Source organism: Veillonella sp. 3310 (assembly GCF_003999875.1).
Lineage (GTDB): Bacteria > Bacillota > Negativicutes > Veillonellales > Veillonellaceae > F0422.
In genome coordinates this window covers 245,009-259,605 of the sequence record NZ_RQVJ01000001.1, presented here as the reverse complement: position 1 = coordinate 259,605, position 14,597 = coordinate 245,009, and the positions used below count along the sequence as shown (strand labels likewise).

Here is a 14,597-nt window from a genome sequence, read left to right as displayed (position 1 = left end):
AGGTACAACATGTCCTTAAAAGATCAGCTCAAAACAGATATGAAAGAAGCTATGAAAGCTCGCGAAGCGGGTAAAGTTGCTCTTTCAGTCATTCGCATGGTAAATAGCGCCATAAAAAATACAGAAATCGACAAGAAAATTGAATTAGAAGATTCAGATGTTATCGCTATTTTAGCGAAAGAGATGAAAATTCGTCAAGATTCGTTAGCTGAATTTGAGAAAGGTCATCGTGATGACCTAATTGCTCAGGTAAAAGCTGAGATGGAAGTATTAGCAAAATATTTGCCTGCCCAATTAAGTGAAGATGAGATTCGTCACATTGTGGTAGAAGCGATTTCCACCCTAACTGCACCAATTAAGATGGGTGACCTTATGCCATTGGTTATGCCAAAGACTAAGGGTTGTGCAGATGGCAAGTTAGTCAATGCGATTGTCAAAGAAGAACTTGCAAAAGTCAACTAATGTGTTGACAGACTTAATTGATTATGTTACTATAATCGCATAATATAATACTAAGTCAATGAGGACTCTAAGAAACATAGTTTCTTGGAGTCTTTTTGTTTATTATGAGGAGGTTTATCATGAGCAAAGAATTATTATATTACATTCCAGCAGGCCAATATGGTAAAGAAGGTGTTCTTGCCTTACTAGAACAACATCCAGAAATTCGTTTTGTATCTTTAGTCGGTGTTGATTTAGCGGGTAATGATACTGACGAAAAAATTCCAATGGAGCAATTCTTTGATGATTATGAATCTTTCTTTGAAGGTCGTGCAGTACAAACAGATGGTTCTTCTGTTGTATTGACAAATATTGCAACATTGAACAATGCACGTGTAGATATGTGGGGTGACCCAAGTGTAAACTGGTTTGTGGACTACAACTATGAACACATTGATGAAGCTACAGGCAAACCAACAGGTACACTTCGTATTCCAGCATTCTTAAAGCACTGCGATCGCTACGTAGATTCTCGCTCTATTTTAAAACGTAGTTGCGAGTATGTAAAAGAAGAATTGATGAAATTATTACAAGCGAACCAAGTAAAAGGCATGGAATTCATCGATGCTAATGAAATTGCAGATGTTATTTTTACATCCGCTACAGAATTAGAATTCTGGGTTAAAACTCCATCTAAAAATGTAGATGCGAAAGCATTATCCGTATCTCAAAAATTACAAGAGCAATACTGGCAACGTACACATGGTTCTGTTCGGACAGCCTTAGAAAAAGCTGTATCCTTACTAGATAAATATGGTTTACATGCAGAAATGGGCCATAAAGAAGTAGGTGGCGTAAAAGCAAAACTTGATGACGAAGGTAATGTGGACTGGGTATTAGAACAATTAGAAATTGACTGGAAATACACGAATAATCCATTACAAACTGCAGATAACGAATTACAAGCTCGTATCATCGTTCGTGAAGTATTCCGTGAAAATGGTTTAGATGTTACTTTCAATGCGAAACCAATCATCGGCGTAGCAGGTTCTGGAGAGCATACACATTTTGGTGTGATGGTAAAAATGAAAAACGGCAAAGTGTACAACTTGTTCTCCCCAGCAGATTTGCGCAAAGAACATGCCAGCCCATTGGCATATGGAGCAATCATGGGTCTATTAAAACACTATGAAGCAATCAACCCATTCATTTCTTCCACAACAGATTCCTTGAACCGCTTAAAACCAGGATTTGAAGCACCTGTATGTATCGTTACATCCTTGGGTACAGATCCTGCTTTGCCAAGCCGTAACCGTACAATTCTTTGTGGCTTGATTCGTGATGTGGATACACCGATGGCAACTCGTTTTGAATTGCGTTCTCCAAACCCATATACTAATACATACACAGCATTGGCATTGATCTACTTATCTGCTTTTGATGGAATGAAATATGTTATCACATCTGGTAAAGCACCAGAAGTAATTTTGGCAGAATTATCCAAAAAAGAAGGAGAAGCAGCTGATTATTTAGATGCATCTCGTGAATATCGCTCTGAAGTTGACGTATTTGATGATTTCACAGCAGAAGAACGTGATCGCAAATTCGGTAAAGCACCTGCTACTGTGTGGGAAAATATTCAAGGCTATACAAATAATCCTGAGAAAGTAGCATCTTTAACATTAGGTGGAGCATTTGATAAAGATTTGATGGATTCTTTCATGGCTGGTGTATTAAATCGTTGGAAATTAGAATTAGCAAATCGTATTGTACCGGCTAATGTTCAATTAGTACGTTCTTTACAAGCCATCCATGATACAGCTGATGCCTTCGATAGAGCCAACTGGAATAAAGTGAATGCATTGCGTATCTACTTAGCAAAAGATAGTGTAGAGTCTAAATCTTTATTCTCTCGTATAACTGAAGCATTGGCAAATGGTGACTATGATACAGCGTCTACATTACAAGTAGAAATGAATGAAAAAGTGATTGAATTAGAAGCTCTATATGCAGAATATACTCGTAATATTTTATAATAGGTACCTAGTATAAAAAAGGACTGACCACAACATTGTGATCAGTCCTTTTGCTATGAGAATTTATAATCTTTCACTACTATTAGGCTCTTTACCATATCGAACTACTAAGACTAAACTGATGACTAATGCTAGAATAGCGGATGACCATAAAAATAGATCTATAGAAGATTCATGAGATACAATTATTAATCGGATAATAGCAGTTATACCAATATAGATAAAATAGCGAAGAGGGAAGTGGAAATTATTTTTAAAATATTTCACTACTAAAGATAAGAACTCGAAAAATAAGAAAAAATTAATGATTTCTTCTAAAAATGTAGTGTATACTACATCAGTTGTAAATAAACCTGGTATGAGCGTCACAATATAAAATGCAGTATTTAAAACAGCCACGGTCAAAACGATACCGATAGAAAATAAAGTGAAGTTTAGAACCCACTGAAAAAATGTAGACACTTGTTGTAAAAAATAATTCATATGGACCTTTCCAATAAAAAAGGGTGGAGTGACGAATCACTGCACCCTTATATACTTTGTAAGTAACGATTATACTAACGCTTTAGTTGCTGCTTCAGCTGCCTCGAAGTTAACAGCAGACGTTACTTCTGGTACGTATTCTACATAACGAACTACGTCGTCTTTGTCGATGACAACGATACCACGAGATAATAAGCGTAAACCTTCAAGAATGAAACCATAATTTTCACCGAAAGAAAGGTCACGGTGGTCAGATAAAGTTTCCACTTGGTCAATACCAGCAGCACCACACCAACGTTTTTGAGCAAATGGTAAGTCTACGGATACAGTCAATACAACAACATTTTCACCTAATTTAGAAACGTTTTGATTAAACCAACGAGTTTGCGCATCACATACGCCAGTATCCAAAGATGGCACTACAGAAATAACTTTAACTTTACCAGCATAATCAGCTAATGTTTTTTCACCTAAGCCATTGTCTAATACTGTGAACGCAGGAGCTTTATCTCCCACTTTTACTTCTTTACCCAATAAAGCGATTGGGTTACCTGCAAATGTTACTACACCTGTACGTTTTTCCATTGTATGTTCCTCCTTAAAATACGGAATAATATCTTTTGTATAATGACATTATAACATGGTACAATAAAATTAGTAAATAAACTTTATCGAAAAAAATCGAAATCATAATAGAATGGGGGTACCTATGAAAGGTTTTCACTTATTCCGATACTTTTTTAAAGAACATTCCTATAAATATATCATAGGAATCCTTCTACTTCTTACAATTAATGGATTATTCTTATTGGTTCCTACTTGGATGGGGGAAGCCATCAATACATTGTATGTGGGAAAAGATAGAATCTGGCATTATGTGGGTCTGTTCATACTGCTAGGTATTGTGATTACCGTATTAAAATTTATTTCTCGTCATATGCTCTTGGGATCTATTCGTAATTTTGAGTTCTATTTACGTCGAGAGCTATTTCGTCATGCTTTGCGTATTCCTACGTCTTATTACGATGAACATGGTCCAGGGAAGGTTATGGCGCTGATGACAAATGATGTCACTTCTTTACGTGTGTCTCTAGGTTTAGGCGTTATGTTATTTGTAGATGCCTTATTCTTTGGGGTTATTGCATTTTGTATCCTCGTTCAAAAAATGTCTCTATGGTTAGCGGTGGTGACTATTTTACCAATGCCTTTTATTGTGTATGGTATGTTGAAACTTTCAAAACATCTACGAGGTCGTCAAAAGAAAGCACAAAGTTCTTATAGTGATGTAACAGAATATGCGCAAGAATTATTCTTAGGGATGGCAGTGATTCGGGCATTCAATAAAGAATATACAAGCTGGAAGCGTTTTACGAAAGTAAATGAAACAAACTATGAAAATAATTTAGATGTGGTGCGCATCGATTCCTTATTAACTCCATTAACATATATGGCCCCCTTTGTTTGTTATGCTCTCAATATGTATGTATGTGGTCAAGCTATTATCAATGGTGAACTAACAGTAGGGGAATTTGTGGCACTTAATGGATATGTCATGCTTGTAATAGGTCCTATTATGGCAATTGGATCCTTAACTTCTGTATTGCAAAAAGGCTTTGCCTCTTTAGAACGAATGGAAGAGTTCTTTGAACTCCCTCAAGAAGAAATCCAAGAACAGGTAGGACATTTACCGCTAGAAGATATACACATTCAAGGATTAAGTTTTGCCTATGCTACTAGCAAAGAACCAATTTTAAAAGATGTATCTATGCATATTCCAAAAAGATCCTTTATTGGTATCGTTGGTGGGCCAGGATCGGGAAAATCTACTTTATTTAAATTATTATTAGATATTCAGCATGCCCCTAAAAATAGCATCTATTTTGGTTCTACAGATATTCAAGATATTCCACTTAGTACATTGCGTAATAGTATTGCCTATGCACCGTCTACTCCTTCATTACTAAGTGTATCTATCCGAGATAATATTCAATTTGGTTATACGAACGACGAATGTTCTAGGATAACCATTGAAAAAGCTGCGGAACGAGCGGGATTATTTAGAGATTTAGAGGAACGTATTGAAGGTGCACGCAAACATGACAACTTAGAAGAGGGTGGTTCCAATGTATCTGGAGGACAACGACAGCGGATTTCTTTGGCCCGTGCATTCTACAAAGATGCTCCTTACTTGTTGTTAGATGATGCTTTCTCTGCATTAGATGCTCATAGCTTAAGTCATATTTTAGAAACATTACGATCTAATACAGAACAGACTATTGTATGTATTTCGCAGCGTTTAGAGGCATTAGAAGGTGCAGATTGTATTTATGTATTTCATGAAGGTCATATCGTTGAATCTGGTACACATGGAGAATTATTACAGCAAAAAGGTATGTATCATCAGTTGGTGATGTTGCAAAAACGAGGGGATAGCGATGAGAACTAAACAAAAAACAGATTATCATGTGCTATTGCATTTGTGCACATTTATCAAACCTTATATGGCCTATATGTGTCTTGGCGTATGTATGTTAGTGTTAGTACTAGGTGTGCAATTAATACGCCCTGTCATTATGAAAGAGTTCATAGATGTAGGTGTAGCAACGAAAGATATGGGACTCATCACGAAGTATGCAGTAGGTTATATTGGATTGATTTTGTTTGGAATGGTCGCATTAGGTATAGAAAACTATGCATTACAAAGTTTTGGACAACGTATTATCTTTGATATTAGAAATAAAATTTTTGAAAATATATTAACTATGAGTCCTAGAGAATTTACTGCATATCCTGTAGGAAATCTAGTGACAAGAGTTACGAACGATACAGAATCGGTTCGCACCTTATACACAGAAGTGCTGGTAAAAATAAGTAGTAGTATCTTTCAGATTATTGGTATACTAGTGTTTATGTTTCTGATAGATACAACATTAGCTACCATAGTGTTACTATTAGTGCCTGTATTCACAGGAGTTATCTTTATTTATCGTAAGTATGCTAGAAAAGCTTTCAGAGGCGTTCGTAGTAAAGTAGCGGCATCCAATGCATCTGTACAGGAAATGTTAAATGCTATTTTGATGATTAAAACCTATGTAGGTGAAATCATTATGGAAAAAAGCTACGATAAAGTAAGTCGAGAGTTTTTAGAAGCAGGTCTATTTGAGGTAAAAACATTTGCTATTTTTAGACCTATTGTAGATGGATTATTTTTTGTCGCTCTGATTGCTATTTTTACTGTAACCGGATATTTTGACTCCATAACTGAAGCTGGCACAGTATTTGCATTCCTACAATATATTAATCGCATTTTTGAACCTATCAAAGAAATTGCTGAAAAATATGGTAATCTACAGTCTGCCTTAGCAGGAGCAGAACGTATTTTACCAATGTTGGAAAGTGAAACGAAGCAGGTTCAAGAGAATATTGTGCTGCCAGAGGAATTTTCTGCAATTCATTCTATCGAGTTTGATCATGTCTATTTCTCCTATGATGGAACAGAAAATTATGTGTTGAAAGATATTAATTGGTCTTTACAAGAGGGGGAATTCTTAGGGATAGTAGGTCCATCTGGTGGTGGTAAGTCCACGATGATGCAGTTACTACTTGGTTTTGAACAGCCTACTAAAGGTTGTATTCGTATCAATGGCCATGATTTAAGTACTTTGGACCCAAGAATTATACGCCAATCTATGGGCTATGTATTCCAAGACTCTCATTTATTTAAAGGTTCTATTGAAGAGAATATTTCTTTATTTGATAGAGCTATTACGTCAGAAATGGTAAAAGAAGCAGCTAAACGAGCTCATTTAGATACCTCAATACAACGCTTAGAAGAAGGATATCAAACGCCTGTGGGATACTTAGGATCTTTACTTTCACAGGGGCAACGTCAATTATTGTCCTTGGCCAGAACCTTAGTACAGAATAAATCATTATTAGTATTCGATGAGGCTACTTCTAATATAGATAGTCACACAGAAGAATTACTGCAACAATCGATTGCAGATATGAAAGGTGAAAAAACGATGATAGCCATAGCACACCGTTTATCAACCTTACGTGATGCTACACAAATTATTGTCATATCCGATGGTGAAATTGTAGAACAAGGTGCGTTGGAAGAATTGCTGACTCAAAAAGGTTTGTTCTATCAATTATGGAATGCATAAAGAAAGGGTATTATGGAAGAGATTACTTCACGAGATAATAAAAAAATCAAGCACATTGTGCAATTGTATAAACGAAAATATCGCACTACACATCAAGAATATGTGGCCGAAGGATATCGTACAGTCATAGATATGCTGCCTACTGGTACAGTACGGTATGTAATTGTCAATACAGAATCTATAAAACAGGAGCAGTTACATCCATTGCTATCTTTATGTAAGACCTATGATGTGCAGGTATGTTCTATTTCAAATAGCCTATGGAAAGGGATTGAAACAACCGTGCATGGACAAGGTGTCATTGCTGTAGTATGTCAAAAAGTACGGCGATTAGAAGATTTTAAAGTAGAAGAAAATGCTCTATATGTGCTCATTGATGGCGTACAGGATCCAGGTAATTTAGGTACTTTAATTCGAACTGCTGTAGGTGCTGGTGTAGAGGCAATGTTTTTAACTTCTAATACTGTTGATATATACAATGAAAAAACAGTGCGCAGTACTATGAGTGGGTTGTGTAAACTGCCGATTTATATAAATGTCTCAACGGATGATGTGGTAAAACTCAAAGAATTAGGAATCAAACTATATGGAACCGTGTTGGAAGATAGTGTTGACTATGGGCAACCTACTTATGAAGGGGCAACTATGATTGCTTTAGGAAATGAAGCTAATGGTATCTCAGAAGATATATTACAACTGGTTACACAAAGAATTTCCATTCCTATGTATGGTCCCATGGAATCTCTAAATGTTGCCATAGCAGGAGCTTTGTGCATGTATAAAGTACAAGAAAGAAAACTTTGTCTATCCAAATAACAATAATTTTGGTAAAATAAGAATACAATTATCCATTTAGTGCGTACAGGAAGGTAACTATGAAACGTCTAATTGTGAATGCAGATGACTTTGGTTTATATCCTCTTATTAATGAAGGAATCTTAGAAAGTCATCAACAAGGAATAGTAACAAGTACGTCTTTATTGGCATCTGGAGAGTATTTTGAGGATGCCGTCTCATTAGCTAAGACAACACCTACATTGGGCGTAGGTATACATATATGCTTGGTTGGTGGTCTTTTACCAATTTGTGACCCTAAAGAAGTTCCAAGTCTGCTCATAGATGACAAATTTCCTATGACACATACAGAATTTATAAAACGGCTTTTTACAGGGCAAATAAAGGGAAATGAATTACGAAAAGAAATTGAAGCACAATTTCAAAAAGTAATGTCTACAGGATTACCGATTACTCATGTGGATGGACATCAACATATGCATGTGCTACCACAAGTATTGCCTATCGTGGCAGAACAAATGAAGCGCTATGGTTTAACTAAGATTCGTATGCCTGATGAAACTCCATTTTTATTGAATGGTGTGTCTTCATTAGGGCGTTGGATTGGTAAAGTAGGGCTTACGGTTATTACACAACAAGCCTATGCTACATCTCGTGACTTAGGATTTTCATCGCCCCTATATTTTTGGGGCATGATGAATGGTGGACAGTTGAAGGAAGATGCCTTATTAGCAATTTTAGAAAAGGTTGCTAAGAAACAAGGAGTCCATGAAATTATGACACATCCTGGCAAAGATAATGAGACACTTCGATCCTTATATGATTGGGGATATCATTGGGATGAGGAACGATCTGCTATGACTTCGACTAGAGTGAAAGAATATATTGGTACTCATGATATTAGCCTAATTCATTATGGACAATGGAATGAAGGAGACCATTCATGAGTACCATGATAAAGCGAGGAATCTTAATTGGATTGTTGCTTCTGATTGTGTCAGGTATAACAATTTATTTTACAATCGATTTAGATTCATTGGCTACGCTAGGTACATTCAACATTACATCTTTATTATTGGCGATAGTAGCGCTTGCGTTAGGTATGTACTTTGATGGATTGCGCCTACAACGATTGGTACGTATGGGAGGATATAGTTTATCCTTAATTGCCATTCTACGAGTTATATTTGGTAATTATTTTATGGCTATGCTAACACCAGGTGCTAGTGGTGGTGCGGTGGCACAGGCTTTAATTTTACGGTCCTATCATGTTCCTATTGGCAAAGCAGCACCTATTGTATTAGTGCGAACCGTATTTTCTATTTTATTTTTAATTGTCATGTTACCGATTATATTAGTAACAGAACCAATTGAAGTACCCTATATAACAAACACACAATTGTTAGGTATATCAATTTTCGTTGTGATTTCAACATTTATGGGAATGTATCTATTACAAACGCGACTCATGAAACGCTTGGTAACTTGGATATGTAAAATGATGAAAAAAGGAAATCCAAAAGGCTGGCTTATTAAGTTAGATGAATTTAATGGAGGACTTAGTTTATTATATGCAAATCCGATGCAATCTTTCATTGTGTTCATTGAGTCTGCATTGAGCTTATTATTTTTATATGCTATTGCTCCGGCTTTGATGTATGCGTTTACGTCAGATATTAGCATTGTTGAAATTTTAAATCGCATGATTTTATTAAATTTAATTTTATATTTTGCTCCCACACCTGGGGGAACAGGAGTTGCTGAAGGATTATTTGTGTATTTGTTTGCCTCCTTTGTTCCCATTGGAACAGTGGGGCTAGTTGCAGTGGCATGGCGGATTGTAGCTGAATATATTCCGTTCTTTATCGGTATGTACTCCGTATTTACTTTATATGGACAACACATCGCAAGTTCCGTATCCACTAGTAGTGAAGAGGTGTAGTTATGGCTGTGAAAGGCAAAAAAGACAAATTTTATTTAGTGAATGAAGTAATTTTACCAGAGGCGATAAAAAAAACAATCAAAGTAAAATCTATTTTACAATTGGGAGAAGCGAAAACGATTAATGAAGCTGTGGAAAAAATGGATTTAAGTCGTTCTGCCTATTATAAATATAAAGATTATGTCTTTCCATTTTATGAACTTTCACAAGGTAAAATTGTGTCTATTAATGCACTGATTTCTAATGAATCTGGTATGCTATCTAACATTTTACGGATCATTGCAGATTATAATGGCAGTGTATTGACAATTAATCAGAATTTGCCGCTACAAGGTGTAGCACATGTGAATATTTCCTTTGAAACGAAGGAATTAACATTACCCGTAGAAGATGTTTTGCACGAAGTACGACAATTAGAGGGAGTTATTAAGGTCGAACTAATTGGTCAAGCCTAGTGCTTAAGGAGATAGAGAATGAAGCAAGGCGTAAAGATTGCCCTCTTGGGGTTTGGTACTGTTGGACAGGGTACAGTTGAACTATTAACAAAAAATTTGGATGTTATACAAAATCGTATAAGTGTACCAGTGATCGTGGATAAAATTTATGTGAGAAATCCAGACAAATATAGTCATGTTACACTACCTGCAACGGCTACATTTGTAACAGATTATAAAGAAATTTTACAAGATCCATCTGTAGATATTGTGGTAGAAGTGATGGGTGGTACCACCTTTGCACGTACCTGTATTGAAGAGTCTATCATTGCAGGTAAACATGTGGTGACGGCTAATAAGGATTTATTAGCAGAAGCTGGTCCCTATCTTATGGAATTAGCTACGAAACATCATGTGGATTTACGTTTTGAAGCCAGTGTAGCTGGAGCAATTCCAATCATTCGTGCCTTATATGATTCCTTTGGTAGTAATCAAATTACGGAAATCATGGGAATTCTAAATGGAACCACAAATTTTATTTTGTCTAAAATGAGTGAAGATGGATTAGGCTACGAAGAAGTACTGAAAGAAGCACAAGAACTGGGCTATGCGGAAGCTGACCCTACATCCGATGTGGAAGGCTATGACGCAGCACGTAAATTAGCTATCTTAGGTTCTATTGCCTTTAATAAACGTATCTTCTTTGAAGATGTAAGTTGTGAAGGAATTACACAAATTGATGCTAGTGACATCCAATTTGGTAAAGAGTTTGGCTATACGATTAAATTATTAGGTATTGCGAGAGAAACGAAAAAAGGGTTGTCTTTAAATGTACATCCTGCTTTTATTGCCAACACACATCCATTAGCCTCTGTTCGAGGTTCCTTTAATGCTGTATTCTTACGTGGCAATGGCTTTGATGATGCTATGTTCTATGGTCGTGGAGCTGGTAGCTTACCAACCGGTAGTTCTATCGTGAGTGACGTAATGGAAGTAGCCCGCAATGTGGTGCAAGGCAAAACAGGGGAAATGAAACAATTCTATTATCCGCAAAAAACAATGTATAGTTCCAGTAAAATTGAATCTGCTTACTATATTCGTATGACTGTGGATAACTCTACAGGTGTATTGGCAAAAGTAGCTACCAAACTAGCAGAACAACGTATTTCTGCTCATTCAGTGATTCAACGTAAAGCAGATAATGATACGGCTACATTAGCGATCATTACTTCTAAATGTCCTCATGCGTATATTCAAAATTTAATTGATTCTTTCAACCATTTACGTGTCGTTAGAGAAGTGGGTAGTGTTATCCGCATTATGGTTGAATAAAGGAGTGTTCATGAAATCTATTACGGTACAAGTACCGGCTACGAGTGCTAACTGTGGTCCTGGATTTGATTGTCTAGGAGTCGCATTAAACTTATATAATTTATTTACCTTTGAACCTGATACAGAGGCTACATCTAATACGTATACTTTTGAAGGTTTTGGGGCAGACTTATTGGAACAGGAAGACCACAGCCAAAATCTAGTAGGTATTGCCATGGAACGGGTATTTAAAGAGGTGAATGCTACACCAGTATACGGTCGTATTCATTCTAATACACAAATTCCTCCATCAAGAGGACTTGGCAGTAGTTCTACCGCTATTGTAGGTGGTTTACTATTGGCCAATGCCTATTTACAGGAGCCTTTAAACAAGGACCAGTTATTACTTATTGCCAATGATATGGAAGGGCATCCAGATAATGTAGCGCCAGCTATTATGGGGAATTTGGTTTGTGCTGTTGGTGGAAATGATACGGTATTCCATTCCCATATTGATGTACCAAGTAATTTAACTTTTGCTGTGGTAGTACCAGAAGTGATTGTAGAAACATCTTATGCACGTAGCGTACTACCAACAGAATTAAGTTATAAGGAAGCAGTTGCCAATGTAGGATTTGCTACTTTATTCGTAGGTTCGATGATACAAAATCGTATGGACAATTTGTCTGTAGCATTACAGGACTATCTACATGTACCATACCGTAAAACTTTGATTCCATATTGTGACGAAGTATTTATGGCTGCTAAGGAACATGGGGCTTATGGATCTACTATTAGTGGTTCAGGTTCTACTTTAATAGCCTATTGTTCTCCAGAACATGGGGTGACAGTAGCAGATGCTATGAGTTCTGTCTTTATAAATCACGACATTGATTGTCGTCGCTTTGTGCTTCATGCAGACCGTGAAGGTGCTAAAGTTGTGAAAATTAAATATGAGTAGAATGCTTCATGATTCTTTTAAACTGTATATGATATAATTAAGTATATATATTCTAAAATATATCTAAGTAGGAGGAATACATGAACAATATAAAAACAGCAGCCTTGTTGGCATTATTATCAGGATTATTGATGGTGATCGGTCAAATGGTTGGAGGTCACTCTGGAATGATACTGATGTTTATTATTTCCTTAGGTATCAACTTCTATACTTATTGGAATAGTGCGTCTATGGTACTACGTGCGTATGATGCAAAAGAAATTACAGAGCAAAATAATCCTAATATCTTTCAAATTGTAAAAAAATTAGTTCATAACGCTGGGTTACCGATGCCAAAGGTGTATATAATTGAATCAGAAGTACCTAATGCATTTGCTACAGGTCGTGACCCTGAGCATGCAGCAGTGGCTGTGACAACGGGTATTATGAATCTTTTAACCGATGATGAAATTGAAGGCGTTCTGGCTCATGAACTCTCTCACGTGAAACATAGAGATACACTAATTAGCACTATTGCAGCAAGTATGGCAGGATTTATTGCGATGGTGGCGAATATGTTACAATGGGCAGCTATTTTTGGTGGCCGTAATGAGGAGGAAAATTCTAATCCTTTAGCCTTAATCGGTACTATCATTTTAGCTCCATTAGCAGCTAGCTTAATTCAAATGGCAATTTCACGATCTCGTGAATATTTAGCAGATGAAGAAGGGGCGATGATGAGTCGTAAGCCTTTATCTTTAGCATCTGCATTAGCTAAAATTGAGCATTATGCTAAATTTGGTGTGCTACCAGGTCAAAGTGAAAGTCGTGTATCATCTACAGCACACATGTTTATCATTAATCCTTTAAGTGGAATTTCTTCCACTATGACTCAATTATTTAGCACGCATCCATCTACAGAAAGTCGTATTCAACGTTTGCGTGAAATAGCGAGTCGCATATAAAGGTAGTGACATCTATCTTATGTTACAAAAATCGTAAGATTTCTAATTGTTAAGGAGGTATACTATGGCAAAAGTGTACACGAAAACAGGCGATGCAGGTTCTACTGGTTTATACACTGGTGAACGTGTAAGTAAAGCATCTCAACGTGTTTGTACGTACGGAACCATTGACGAGGCGCAAGCCTTTCTTGGAGTAGCTCGTGCGTACTCTGATAAAAAGGTAGTGCAAGACGCATTATTGCAACTTGAAAAAGAACTATGGATGATTATGGCTGATATCTCTAGTTTAGGGCAAGAAGCTACTATTACAGATGAGCATGTGACTAATTTAGAGCAGATCATCGACAAATTTGATGAACAATTAGAGCCACTATCTAAATTTATTTTACCTGGCGATAGTAAAACATCTAGTTTCTTACATTTAGGTCGGACCATCGTTCGCCGTGCAGAACGTGATCTATGGAAATTAGGAGAAACAGAAGAGATTCATATGTCGAATCTTCGCTATTTGAATCGATTATCCGACTTGCTATTTATCTTAGCTCGCGTAGAAGATGAAGTGAAATAGTTTACCATATAAAAGGAGGTACTCCATGTGGGGTACCTCCTTTTAGTATCTCTTAGATTATTTCTATCAAATCTTCTTGGATGTGCTATAATACTATGTATGTAGTTACTGTAATTAATGTTGTACTTCTTGTACATCTACAGTTTTGTTTAACACATCTTCTGGGCTTGGATAGAAGAAATAGATCTGGTCGATCTCATTTTTAAATTTCTCACGGATGTGTACAGATAATAATGTTTCAAACTGAATGATGTCTTCTGATTCCATCACAGCATCTTCTACCAATACAAATAATTGTGGATCTGCTTTTGGGGCATTCGGTGGTAAACGATCTGGTGAAAGTGGAACATTCACGATGATGCGTACAGAAGCTACATAATTTCCATTTTGATCTTTGATGGCTGCACGGTATGTATTTTCCCATAGAGTGGCCATTAATTGGATGTCTAAGTTTAATAATTCCATAGTTGTCTCCTTTATTAATGAACATATAGTACATATGATAACTGATAA

The 14,597-nt window shown here is 36.4% G+C and carries 15 protein-coding genes; 12 read left to right on the top strand and 3 right to left on the bottom strand.

The features are described from left to right. Nucleotides 1-9 precede the first annotated feature (9 nt). Together EO127_RS01310 and EO127_RS01305 are read left to right on the top strand one after the other, a co-directional pair. Nucleotides 10-462, top strand: coding sequence for a GatB/YqeY domain-containing protein (locus EO127_RS01310; protein WP_127447688.1), 453 nt, complete (start codon nt 10-12; stop codon nt 460-462). 119 nt (nt 463-581) lie between these two features. Continuing rightward, nucleotides 582-2,477: a glutamine synthetase gene (locus tag EO127_RS01305; protein WP_127447687.1), complete on the top strand. Its 1,896-nt coding sequence runs from the start codon at nt 582-584 to the stop codon at nt 2,475-2,477. A 63-nt stretch (nt 2,478-2,540) separates the two neighbouring features. Here EO127_RS01305 and EO127_RS01300 read toward each other — a convergent pair whose 3' ends face one another. Further along, complete coding sequence (locus tag EO127_RS01300) at nt 2,541-2,960, bottom strand: phosphate-starvation-inducible protein PsiE (protein WP_164742245.1); 420 nt, start codon at nt 2,958-2,960, stop codon at nt 2,541-2,543. Between the two features lie 69 nt (nt 2,961-3,029). Further along, on the bottom strand, nt 3,030-3,545 hold the full coding sequence (gene tpx, locus EO127_RS01295; RefSeq protein WP_127447686.1) for a thiol peroxidase: 516 nt from the start codon (nt 3,543-3,545) through the stop codon (nt 3,030-3,032). Nucleotides 3,546-3,669: 124 nt separating this feature from the next. Between tpx and EO127_RS01290 the strand changes: the two genes are divergently transcribed. From EO127_RS01290 to EO127_RS01245, 10 genes are all read left to right on the top strand, one after another. Beyond that, on the top strand, nt 3,670-5,406 hold the full coding sequence (locus EO127_RS01290; protein WP_127447685.1) for an ABC transporter ATP-binding protein: 1,737 nt from the start codon (nt 3,670-3,672) through the stop codon (nt 5,404-5,406). After that, entirely contained in the window at nt 5,396-7,129 is a 1,734-nt protein-coding gene (locus EO127_RS01285) for an ABC transporter ATP-binding protein (RefSeq protein ID WP_127447684.1), read from the top strand. Before EO127_RS01290 ends, EO127_RS01285 begins: the two co-directional genes overlap by 11 nt. A 12-nt stretch (nt 7,130-7,141) precedes the next feature. Then, nucleotides 7,142-7,945, top strand: coding sequence for an RNA methyltransferase (locus tag EO127_RS01280; RefSeq protein ID WP_127447683.1), 804 nt, complete (start codon nt 7,142-7,144; stop codon nt 7,943-7,945). Nucleotides 7,946-8,004: 59 nt separating this feature from the next. Further along, nucleotides 8,005-8,871, top strand: coding sequence for a ChbG/HpnK family deacetylase (locus EO127_RS01275; protein ID WP_127447682.1), 867 nt, complete (start codon nt 8,005-8,007; stop codon nt 8,869-8,871). Continuing rightward, nucleotides 8,868-9,866 (top strand): flippase-like domain-containing protein, encoded by a 999-nt coding sequence (locus EO127_RS01270; protein WP_127447681.1) that lies wholly within the window; start codon nt 8,868-8,870, stop codon nt 9,864-9,866. Before EO127_RS01275 ends, EO127_RS01270 begins: the two co-directional genes overlap by 4 nt. A gap of 2 nt (nt 9,867-9,868) precedes the next feature. Next, entirely contained in the window at nt 9,869-10,321 is a 453-nt protein-coding gene (locus tag EO127_RS01265) for an ACT domain-containing protein (protein WP_062402832.1), read from the top strand. Between the two features lie 18 nt (nt 10,322-10,339). Beyond that, nucleotides 10,340-11,632 carry a homoserine dehydrogenase gene (locus EO127_RS01260; RefSeq protein ID WP_127447680.1) on the top strand — a complete coding sequence of 431 codons (1,293 nt, stop codon included), beginning with the start codon at nt 10,340-10,342 and terminating at the stop codon, nt 11,630-11,632. 10 nt (nt 11,633-11,642) lie between these two features. Next, nucleotides 11,643-12,572 carry a homoserine kinase gene (gene thrB, locus EO127_RS01255; protein WP_127447679.1) on the top strand — a complete coding sequence of 310 codons (930 nt, stop codon included), beginning with the start codon at nt 11,643-11,645 and terminating at the stop codon, nt 12,570-12,572. An 80-nt stretch (nt 12,573-12,652) separates the two neighbouring features. Continuing rightward, entirely contained in the window at nt 12,653-13,516 is an 864-nt protein-coding gene (gene htpX, locus EO127_RS01250; RefSeq protein ID WP_127447678.1) for a zinc metalloprotease HtpX, read from the top strand. Between the two features lie 64 nt (nt 13,517-13,580). Further along, nucleotides 13,581-14,084, top strand: a complete 504-nt coding sequence (locus EO127_RS01245; protein WP_127447677.1) for a cob(I)yrinic acid a,c-diamide adenosyltransferase — start codon at nt 13,581-13,583, stop codon at nt 14,082-14,084. Nucleotides 14,085-14,198: 114 nt separating this feature from the next. Here the strand turns inward: EO127_RS01245 and EO127_RS01240 are convergent, their stop codons facing one another. Further along, entirely contained in the window at nt 14,199-14,549 is a 351-nt protein-coding gene (locus EO127_RS01240; protein WP_009353780.1) for a hypothetical protein, read from the bottom strand. Nucleotides 14,550-14,597: the final 48 nt, after the last annotated feature.

What these genes read in the sequence shown, in the direction of transcription:
- EO127_RS01310 (WP_127447688.1), top strand. Translation starts at nt 10, where the DNA reads ATGTCCTTAAAAGATCAGCTCAAAACAGATATGAAAGAAGCTATGAAA.
- EO127_RS01305 (WP_127447687.1), top strand. Translation starts at nt 582, where the DNA reads ATGAGCAAAGAATTATTATATTACATTCCAGCAGGCCAATATGGTAAA.
- EO127_RS01300 (WP_164742245.1), bottom strand. Translation starts at nt 2,960, where the DNA reads ATGAATTATTTTTTACAACAAGTGTCTACATTTTTTCAGTGGGTTCTA.
- tpx (WP_127447686.1), bottom strand. Translation starts at nt 3,545, where the DNA reads ATGGAAAAACGTACAGGTGTAGTAACATTTGCAGGTAACCCAATCGCT.
- EO127_RS01290 (WP_127447685.1), top strand. Translation starts at nt 3,670, where the DNA reads ATGAAAGGTTTTCACTTATTCCGATACTTTTTTAAAGAACATTCCTAT.
- EO127_RS01285 (WP_127447684.1), top strand. Translation starts at nt 5,396, where the DNA reads ATGAGAACTAAACAAAAAACAGATTATCATGTGCTATTGCATTTGTGC.
- EO127_RS01280 (WP_127447683.1), top strand. Translation starts at nt 7,142, where the DNA reads ATGGAAGAGATTACTTCACGAGATAATAAAAAAATCAAGCACATTGTG.
- EO127_RS01275 (WP_127447682.1), top strand. Translation starts at nt 8,005, where the DNA reads ATGAAACGTCTAATTGTGAATGCAGATGACTTTGGTTTATATCCTCTT.
- EO127_RS01270 (WP_127447681.1), top strand. Translation starts at nt 8,868, where the DNA reads ATGAGTACCATGATAAAGCGAGGAATCTTAATTGGATTGTTGCTTCTG.
- EO127_RS01265 (WP_062402832.1), top strand. Translation starts at nt 9,869, where the DNA reads ATGGCTGTGAAAGGCAAAAAAGACAAATTTTATTTAGTGAATGAAGTA.
- EO127_RS01260 (WP_127447680.1), top strand. Translation starts at nt 10,340, where the DNA reads ATGAAGCAAGGCGTAAAGATTGCCCTCTTGGGGTTTGGTACTGTTGGA.
- thrB (WP_127447679.1), top strand. Translation starts at nt 11,643, where the DNA reads ATGAAATCTATTACGGTACAAGTACCGGCTACGAGTGCTAACTGTGGT.
- htpX (WP_127447678.1), top strand. Translation starts at nt 12,653, where the DNA reads ATGAACAATATAAAAACAGCAGCCTTGTTGGCATTATTATCAGGATTA.
- EO127_RS01245 (WP_127447677.1), top strand. Translation starts at nt 13,581, where the DNA reads ATGGCAAAAGTGTACACGAAAACAGGCGATGCAGGTTCTACTGGTTTA.
- EO127_RS01240 (WP_009353780.1), bottom strand. Translation starts at nt 14,549, where the DNA reads ATGGAATTATTAAACTTAGACATCCAATTAATGGCCACTCTATGGGAA.